This window comes from Sinomonas sp. G460-2, assembly GCF_047759905.1.
Classification (GTDB): Bacteria; Actinomycetota; Actinomycetes; order Actinomycetales; family Micrococcaceae; genus Sinomonas.
In genome coordinates this window covers 1-6,912 of record NZ_JBKZWT010000194.1, presented here as the reverse complement: position 1 = coordinate 6,912, position 6,912 = coordinate 1, and the positions used below count along the sequence as shown (strand labels likewise).

Sequence of the window (6,912 nt, the reverse complement as noted above, 5' to 3'; positions counted from 1 at the left end):
CCCACCGTGAAGCCCGCGGTGGCGCCCACCGCGTCGCCGAGCCCAACGCCGACGCCGAGCTCAACGCCGACCCCGAGTCCCACGAACACTGCCCACTAGACTGGGCGAGTGAGCCTGAATGACATTCCCCTGACCCTCAACGACGGCACCGTGACGGCGTTCGGCCAGTACGCCGGGCAGGCCGTCCTCGTGGTCAACGTCGCGTCCAAGTGCGGCTTCACTCCTCAGTACGAGGGGCTCGAGGCGCTGTACGAAGAGCTCCGCGAGCGTGGCCTCGTGATCCTCGGCGTCCCGTGCAACCAGTTCGCGGGCCAGGAACCGGGGACTGATACCGAGATCGAGGAGTTCTGCCGCCTCACGTACGGCGTCTCGTTCCCGCTCACGGCGAAGGCCGACGTCCTCGGGGCCGGGCAGCATCCTCTCTACGCGGAGCTCACGCGTTTCCCCGCGGGCGACGAGCACGGCGACAAGGTCAGGTGGAACTTCGAGAAGTTCCTCGTGAGCCCCGCGGGCGAGGTCGTGGGGCGCTTCCGTTCGAGGGTGACCCCGGACGCGCCCGAACTTCGCGACGCGATCGAGCTGGCTCTCCCGGTCAGCGCCTCGCTCTAGCCCAGGCGCGGGCGACGGCGTCGAGCGCCTCTGCGTAGATCGCCCCCCAGTCGGCGCCCGGCTCCATGCTCGCGAGCTCAAGACTGACGAGGCCGTGCACCTGGCCCCAGATGACGAACACCGCCGTGTCGAGCGGGGCGTCGCGCAGCGCGCCCGATCGTTGCCCCGCCGCGATGGCGTCCCTGAGGGGCGCCATCGACGCGTCCGCGATCTCCGGAGTCGGGGCGACGGCGCTGCGCTCGCCGGGCCGCCCAGCTGAGCCGAACATGAGCCGGTACAGCGCCGGATGGGCGAGTGCCCATTCACGGTAGGCGACCCCCAAAGCCTGGAGGCCGCCGTCGGCCGCTGCCCGCTGGGACTGCCCGAAAGACGTGAAGCCGCCGTCCACCACGGCCTTGAGGAGTTCAGCCTTGCCGCCGAAGAGGGAATAGACGGCGGTCGTCGAGGTTTCCGCGCCTGCCGCGACCTCGCGGAGCGTCACGCGGGCCGGGCCTTCGCGGTCCACGAGCTCGGCGGCGACGTCGAGGAGTCGGGTTCGGACGGCATCGTCGTGCACAACGGGTCTTGCCATGCGTCCCAGCATATCGTAACGTCGTTACGTAACAACGTTTTGAAACTCTGGAAAGGAAGAGCCATGGCTCAGGAAGTCTTCCCCGGGCGGTTCACGGCCGGGCCGGAGGGTGACGTGACGGTGTTCCTCATCGGCATGCGGGCGAACCGTTGGTGGAAGATCGGCACGGTCGTGCGTGTGGCCGCCGCGATGCCGCGCATGCTTCGGTACCTCGCGACCACGCCCGAGGCCGGGCTGCTCGGCTACCACCAGTGGCTCGGCCGGACCACGGTCCTCGTGAGCTATTGGCGCAGCCCCGAGCACCTCATGCGTTTCGCCGCGAACCGCGACGCGCCCCACCTCGGTCCGTGGCGGGAGTTCATGAAGACGGTTGCTGGGACCGGCAACGTCGGCGTGTGGCACGAGACCTACTCCGTCCCGGCGTCCGGCGTCGAGACTGTCTACAGCGGGATGCCGCTCTTCGGCCTCGCGAAGGCGACCACCCACGTGCCCGTCGAGCACGGCCTCAACACCGCCAAGCAGCGCTGGGCCCACGCCAGCGGCGCGGGGAGCGCTCGGGCGAGCTAGCGCGCGCCGAGCAGAGCGTCCCGCCACTCGCGCAGGAAGGCCAGCCCGGCGTCGTCGTGAATAACCTCGGGGCCGAGCCCCAGATAGCCCGCGGTGAGGATCTCGTAGGGCTTGTCGGGGACGCCGTCCTCGGGGCGCACGTCCACGTGCCGGACCTCGTGGTCGTTGTGGTGCAGCCAATCGGCCATCGCGTAGTCCGTGCGGGAATCGCCCATCGTGAACCAGGCCTGCGGAACGATGCCGTCGCGCCGCAGGAGCTCGCAGGCACGGCTCGCGCCAAGGTCCTTGCCGAGGCGCACCGACTCGATGTCGGTCGAGATGATCGTGGGGTCAATGCGGAAATCGAGCGAGTCGTCGTCGCCCGGTACGTGGTGGTCGAGGCGTACTGCGCCGAGGCCCCGGCGCGACATCGCGGACATGGCGTCCGCGTCGAATCGCTCCTGGACCTCTCGGTAGGTCCCGTTCGTGATCTCGAGGCGCTGCTCGACCGAGACCATGGCCCGCTTCGTCTCGTCGAAGAACATGTAATCGGAGTAGCCCGTGCTCACGAGGTCCCGCATCTCGTCGGCGAACTCGCCCGGGACCGCGAGCTCGTGGTCAACGTGGACCGGCCCCGCGCCCGCCGACGTGTAGGAAAACCACGTGGCGCCCTTCTCGCAGATCGCATGGACCCTGAGTCCGTCCGGCATCCCGGCGGCGAGCATCGGGTCCATGACCTGCCTCGCGATGAACGTGTCCGAACGCCCCGTGTTGAAAACAATCGGGATCCCGGACGAGCCGAGCTCGAGCAGGAGGCCGATGATTTCGGGGCGGACCGTGCGGCTCACGGGGCTCGCGATCGGGCCGTCGACGTCAAGGAGCAGGGCGTACGGGGGGCGGGTCTCCATGTGCCCATTCTGTCAGCCGCGGGGCGCCGCCGGGTTCCCTAGGGGACTCTCGCGAGGGTGCCGCGTAACCGTTCGGCCACAATCTGCTCAGCGTGGAATGTCCGCATGATGGTGGGCGCCGGCTTGTTTACTCTAGTCGTGTGATCTTCAAAGCAGTGGGGGACGGGCGCCCCTACCCGGACCATGGGTACAACACGCCCAAGGATTGGGCCGCGCTTCCTCCGCGCGCGGTGCGGCTCGACGAGCTCGTCACCACGAAGCGCACGCTCGACCTCGAGGCCCTCCTGGCCGAGGACTCGACGTTCTTCGGCGACCTGTTCCCGCACGTCGTGCAGTACAAGGGCGTCCTGTATCTCGAGGACGGCCTCCACCGGGCGCTTCGGACGGCGCTCCACCAGCGCACGGCCATCCACGCCCGCGTCCTGGACCTCGACGCCTGATCCAAGGCCGCGACCGTGAGCCATAAGCACAAGGATCTGGACGTCTACCACGGGCACCGCGTTGTCAACGGGGAGCAGCTTCGCTCGCAGTTCGAGCCGGGCCCGGATGAGACCGGGCACCGTGGCCACTTGCGCCGGCGGATCCTGCACGGCTTCATGCTGACGCTTCTCGTGGCGATCGTCGTGCTCGGAGTGGGCGGGGCGTGGGCCGTTCTGACCGGCCGGCTCGTGATTCCGCAGCCCCAAGCCTCGGCGGTGCAGACGCTCGGCTGCCCGTCTGCGACGTTCGACTATTCTCCGCCCGAGTCCGTGCACGTCAACGTCTTCAACGCGGCTGGCAAGGAGGGTCTCGCGAAGACCATCGGCGACCAGCTCGCGCAGCGGAAGTTCGCCGTCGGCACCGTTGACAACGAGAAGGCGGCGGGATCGCCCACGGCGGTCATCGTCGCCGGACCCGCCGGGGAGAGCGCGGCGTTCACGGTCCAGCGCCACGTCCCCGGGAGCGTCTTCCGGTTCGACGGCCGTGGCGACGCGACGGTGGACCTTATCCTTCTGCCCTCGTTCAAGGAGCTCAAGGATCCGGGGATCATCGACCAGACTCCGGGCACTCTGCTGTGCGAGGGCGCGACACCGAGTCCGCTCGTGCCGGTCACGCCGCCGCAGTAGGGCTGCTGCCCCGCGTCAGCTCTGGACCGGACGCCCCATCTCGTCGAAGCGCGCGCCGACCCCGCGCTGAATGAAGCGCACGGTCGCCTCGGTGTGATCGGCCGGCGTGGCCGGGTCGGAGTCCTGGGCGGCCTCCTTGCGGCCGCGGTCGGCGCTCGCGGCGAGCGAGCCCAGCACGAGCTGGGCGAGCTCCTCGAGATCGGCGCGCGGGATGTACCCCTCGTCCATGCAGGTCCTCAGGATGTCGCGCAGCACCGCGTTGAGCTCGCCGACATGGTCGCCGAGCTTCGCGAACGACGACGGCGAGAGCACCGCCCGCATCGCAGGTCCCGGCGGGAGGTGGCGGCGGGAGAGGTCCTCGACCTGAGCGCGCACGTAGACGGCCAGCCGGTCCACGGGGTTGGTGAGCGCGGCGAGCTCCTCCTTGAGCTCGATGAGGAAGCGGCCCGTCTCGTCGAGCGCGTAGCCGATGAGGAGTTCCTCGAGGTCGGCGTAGTAGTTGTAGACGGCTGTGCGGCCGATTCCCGCCTGACGCGCGACGTCGGTCATCGTGAGCCCGGGTAGGCCGCGGGTGAACAGGAGCTCGCCGAACGCGTCGAGGATGCGGCGTTGCGTGAGGGCACGTTGGGCGGCGTTCGACTCGGCCTGAATGCGGGGCATACCCACATTTTAGGTCAAAGTGTCACCAAAGGGTGTCAGCCATCCGCTTCGCGTCTCGGGTAGCTGTACCCGAGACGGCCCCGGGGCGGGGCTAGCTGGTTCGCCGGGCCCTCAGGATGGCGTCGGTCAGGATCGCCTTCTGGCCGTCCGGGCCCGTGGCCTCGCGGCCCTCGGACGTGCGGGCTTCGACCGTCCACTGCTCTGCGGGGAGGCCGAGCGCGAGCGCGAGCTCTCTGGCGGTGGGCGGCTGCGCGCGCCCGCCTTCATGCGCGTGTTGCGCCCACGGCGGGAAGTCCGCGTGCCCCACCACGAGCAGCAGCCCGCCGGGCGCCACGGCCCGGGCGGCCGTCAGGAGCACGCGCTCGCGCGGGAACTCGAGCGGCGAGTGCAGGAATTGCGCGGACACGAGATCGTACTCGGCGTCCGGCTCCCACTCCGCGAGGTCGCGGTGCAGCCACACGGTCCGCTCCTCGAGGCCCGCCTCCAGCGCGTGGCGCGCGGCCCGCTCGAGGGCGACGCCGGAGATGTCCACGCCCGTGACCGTCCAGCCCCGCTGCGCGAGCCACAAGGCGTCGGCGCCCTCGCCGCATCCGAGGTCGAGCGCCCGTCCGGGCGCGACCATCTCGATCTCGCTCACGAGGGCAGCGTTCGGCTTGCCGCTCCACACCTGCTCGCGCTCGCCGTACAGCTCGTCCCAGAACTCCGACGCCGGCCGTGTGTCATCGCTGTGCATGGTCAACACCTATCGGTGGTGGACGCCCGGGCGCAAGGCCACGCGTGCCAAGAGGCCGGCTAGCCCGCGATCTCGACGTAGACAGGCCGGCCCCGCAGCCGCCGCGCGAGCCCGCCCCGGCGCACCATGTGCGGGCGATACCGGTGACCGAAGGGGTCGACGACGACCGCAGCCTCGGGCGCGCGGACCACCCGGCGGTCTACCGCGTCGAGTCCGGGGGCCCGCAACGTCTGGCCTCCGGTGATGACGAGCCACTGCTGCTCGTCGCCCGGCTCCTCGAGCGAGAGCTCCTCGAACAGAGAGTCGAGGAACGCGCCCATCGTGTCCGGGTAGATCCGCAGGATGCGGTGCAGCTCGGGATGCCGATGCTGGTCGCGCACGAACTGCTGCCGCAGGGAGTAGAACTCGATCGGGCCGAGGGGCCGGCTGAGCGTGAGGTTCCCGGCCGGATCGGCTTCGAGGTGGAAGTACTGCCCGTCCCGGTCCACGACGCAGCGGGTCGACTCGGGCCGCTGGCCCGACGCAGCGAGCGCCCCGACGTCGCGATAGCGCCGGAATACCCCGATGTCGTCGAGGACGACGAGGGGAACCGTGCTCGAGATGGTGTTCATGGCTGTCCTCCCGCGACCCGCCCGCGGGGCGCGAGTGGTCGCAGAACCATGACAACACCGGCGCGGCGCCGCGAAGGGGCCCTTGACGGAATCCCAACGCCCCGCCGTCGTTCTTTGACGCGCTCTTTGCGCGCGGCATCCGCCGCGATCCCACCCCCGCGCCCGACCCAACCGGGCCGGGCCCCGCCGAACCCGGCCGTGCCCCGCCCGTCGGCCCCGTGCATCGCTGCTCGGCCCCTTCCGCGCGCGGACGCCGCTACGTACGCTCGGGAGCACAAGGAGGTGATCCGCCATGAACGCAGTGCAGGGCGATCGGATCGTCATCCGAGGCCGAACCGTGGAATCCCACGATCGGCACGGTGAGATCATCGAGGTTCGCGGAGACAACGGCGAGCCGCCCTATCTGGTCCGATTCGACGATGGCCACGAGTCCGTCGTCTTCCCCGGAGGCGACTTCGTCGTGGAGAAGGCGAGCACCTGACGGTGCGCGCGCTCGCCGACCTCATGGAGGTCCTCCGCCGGCCCGGTCCCTGGTGCATGGTCCACGCGGAAGTGAGCACGGGAAGCGTTGCGACCCTCGGGCGCGCTGACACCCTCGGCCAGGTGATCGCGCGCGCCCTCTCGAGGGCCGGGGCCGCCGATCCCGACGCCCGGGCCGCGGAGGGCGTCGACTGGACGGCGGACGGGGCCGCGAGCCCGGCGTCGCGCTTCGTGCTGATCCACGGCGGCCAGGTCGCCGTCAATGAGGTGCTGCCCGGTGCGCCCACGCAGCCGTTCGTGGAGATCGCGCCCATTCCGGACCTGCTCCCGCTCGCTGCGGTGCGTGGCTCCGACGTCGACTATCTCGTGGTGGAGGCCGAGCGCGCGGACGCGGAAGTCAGCCGGCACCGCGCGTCGGCGGCGCGGTCGGCGGTCCGCCACGAGGTCCACGGGATCACGGAGAACATCACGAAGGTGCCGCTCGGCGGCTATTCGCAGGGGAAGTACCAGCACCGCACCGAGGAGATCTGGCGCCGCAACGGGGCGGACGTCGCTGCCGAGGTCAATCGCCTCGTCGACGACGGCGGCGTCCAGCTCGTGGTGCTCGCGGGCGACGAGCGGGCCCGCACGAAGGTCCGCGGCGCGCTGAGCGAGCGCGCCCTCCGGCTCACCCGCACGATTGACATGA

General features: G+C 70.4%; 11 protein-coding genes. 6 read left to right on the top strand and 5 right to left on the bottom strand.

Annotation, left to right across the window (positions count from 1 at the left end):
* Positions 1-108 precede the first annotated feature (108 nt).
* Positions 109-609 carry a glutathione peroxidase gene (locus tag ACLN58_RS15490; protein WP_415856151.1) on the top strand — a complete coding sequence of 167 codons (501 nt, stop codon included), beginning with the start codon at positions 109-111 and terminating at the stop codon, positions 607-609.
* Here ACLN58_RS15490 and ACLN58_RS15485 read toward each other — a convergent pair.
* Entirely contained in the window at positions 593-1,180 is a 588-nt protein-coding gene (locus tag ACLN58_RS15485) for a TetR/AcrR family transcriptional regulator (protein WP_415856150.1), read from the bottom strand. The genes ACLN58_RS15490 and ACLN58_RS15485 overlap by 17 nt on opposite strands.
* A 63-nt stretch (positions 1,181-1,243) precedes the next feature.
* Here ACLN58_RS15485 and ACLN58_RS15480 point away from each other — a divergent pair, with 63 nt between their 5' ends.
* Positions 1,244-1,747 (top strand): DUF4188 domain-containing protein, encoded by a 504-nt coding sequence (locus ACLN58_RS15480; protein WP_415856149.1) that lies wholly within the window; start codon positions 1,244-1,246, stop codon positions 1,745-1,747.
* Here the strand turns inward: ACLN58_RS15480 and ACLN58_RS15475 are convergent.
* Entirely contained in the window at positions 1,744-2,634 is an 891-nt protein-coding gene (locus ACLN58_RS15475) for a hypothetical protein (RefSeq protein ID WP_415856148.1), read from the bottom strand. The genes ACLN58_RS15480 and ACLN58_RS15475 overlap by 4 nt on opposite strands.
* Before the next feature lie 140 nt (positions 2,635-2,774).
* Here ACLN58_RS15475 and ACLN58_RS15470 point away from each other — a divergent pair, with 140 nt between their 5' ends.
* Positions 2,775-3,074, top strand: coding sequence for a type II toxin-antitoxin system VapB family antitoxin (locus ACLN58_RS15470; protein ID WP_415856147.1), 300 nt, complete (start codon positions 2,775-2,777; stop codon positions 3,072-3,074).
* Between the two features lie 15 nt (positions 3,075-3,089).
* Positions 3,090-3,740 carry a LytR C-terminal domain-containing protein gene (locus ACLN58_RS15465; protein ID WP_415856146.1) on the top strand — a complete coding sequence of 217 codons (651 nt, stop codon included), beginning with the start codon at positions 3,090-3,092 and terminating at the stop codon, positions 3,738-3,740.
* A 15-nt stretch (positions 3,741-3,755) separates the two neighbouring features.
* Here ACLN58_RS15465 and ACLN58_RS15460 read toward each other — a convergent pair whose 3' ends face one another.
* From ACLN58_RS15460 to ACLN58_RS15450, 3 genes are all read right to left on the bottom strand, one after another.
* The gene (locus tag ACLN58_RS15460; protein ID WP_415856145.1) at positions 3,756-4,400 is read right to left on the bottom strand and encodes a TetR/AcrR family transcriptional regulator; all 645 of its coding nucleotides are present in this window, start codon (positions 4,398-4,400) and stop codon (positions 3,756-3,758) included.
* A 91-nt stretch (positions 4,401-4,491) separates the two neighbouring features.
* Complete coding sequence (locus ACLN58_RS15455; protein WP_415856144.1) at positions 4,492-5,133, bottom strand: SAM-dependent methyltransferase; 642 nt, start codon at positions 5,131-5,133, stop codon at positions 4,492-4,494.
* A gap of 59 nt (positions 5,134-5,192) precedes the next feature.
* Positions 5,193-5,744: a hypothetical protein gene (locus ACLN58_RS15450; protein WP_415856143.1), complete on the bottom strand. Its 552-nt coding sequence runs from the start codon at positions 5,742-5,744 to the stop codon at positions 5,193-5,195.
* 292 nt (positions 5,745-6,036) lie between these two features.
* Here ACLN58_RS15450 and ACLN58_RS15445 point away from each other — a divergent pair, with 292 nt between their 5' ends.
* Both ACLN58_RS15445 and ACLN58_RS15440 read left to right on the top strand, forming a co-directional pair.
* On the top strand, positions 6,037-6,225 hold the full coding sequence (locus ACLN58_RS15445) for a DUF1918 domain-containing protein (RefSeq protein ID WP_415856142.1): 189 nt from the start codon (positions 6,037-6,039) through the stop codon (positions 6,223-6,225).
* Between the two features lie 2 nt (positions 6,226-6,227).
* Positions 6,228-6,912, top strand: a 685-nt coding sequence (locus ACLN58_RS15440; RefSeq protein WP_415856141.1) for a Vms1/Ankzf1 family peptidyl-tRNA hydrolase, incomplete at its 3' end; no start/stop codon positions are given.

What these genes read in the sequence shown, in the direction of transcription:
- ACLN58_RS15450 (WP_415856143.1), bottom strand. Translation starts at nt 5,744, where the DNA reads ATGAACACCATCTCGAGCACGGTTCCCCTCGTCGTCCTCGACGACATC.
- ACLN58_RS15475 (WP_415856148.1), bottom strand. Translation starts at nt 2,634, where the DNA reads ATGGAGACCCGCCCCCCGTACGCCCTGCTCCTTGACGTCGACGGCCCG.
- ACLN58_RS15455 (WP_415856144.1), bottom strand. Translation starts at nt 5,133, where the DNA reads ATGCACAGCGATGACACACGGCCGGCGTCGGAGTTCTGGGACGAGCTG.
- ACLN58_RS15480 (WP_415856149.1), top strand. Translation starts at nt 1,244, where the DNA reads ATGGCTCAGGAAGTCTTCCCCGGGCGGTTCACGGCCGGGCCGGAGGGT.
- ACLN58_RS15485 (WP_415856150.1), bottom strand. Translation starts at nt 1,180, where the DNA reads ATGGCAAGACCCGTTGTGCACGACGATGCCGTCCGAACCCGACTCCTC.
- ACLN58_RS15460 (WP_415856145.1), bottom strand. Translation starts at nt 4,400, where the DNA reads ATGCCCCGCATTCAGGCCGAGTCGAACGCCGCCCAACGTGCCCTCACG.
- ACLN58_RS15445 (WP_415856142.1), top strand. Translation starts at nt 6,037, where the DNA reads ATGAACGCAGTGCAGGGCGATCGGATCGTCATCCGAGGCCGAACCGTG.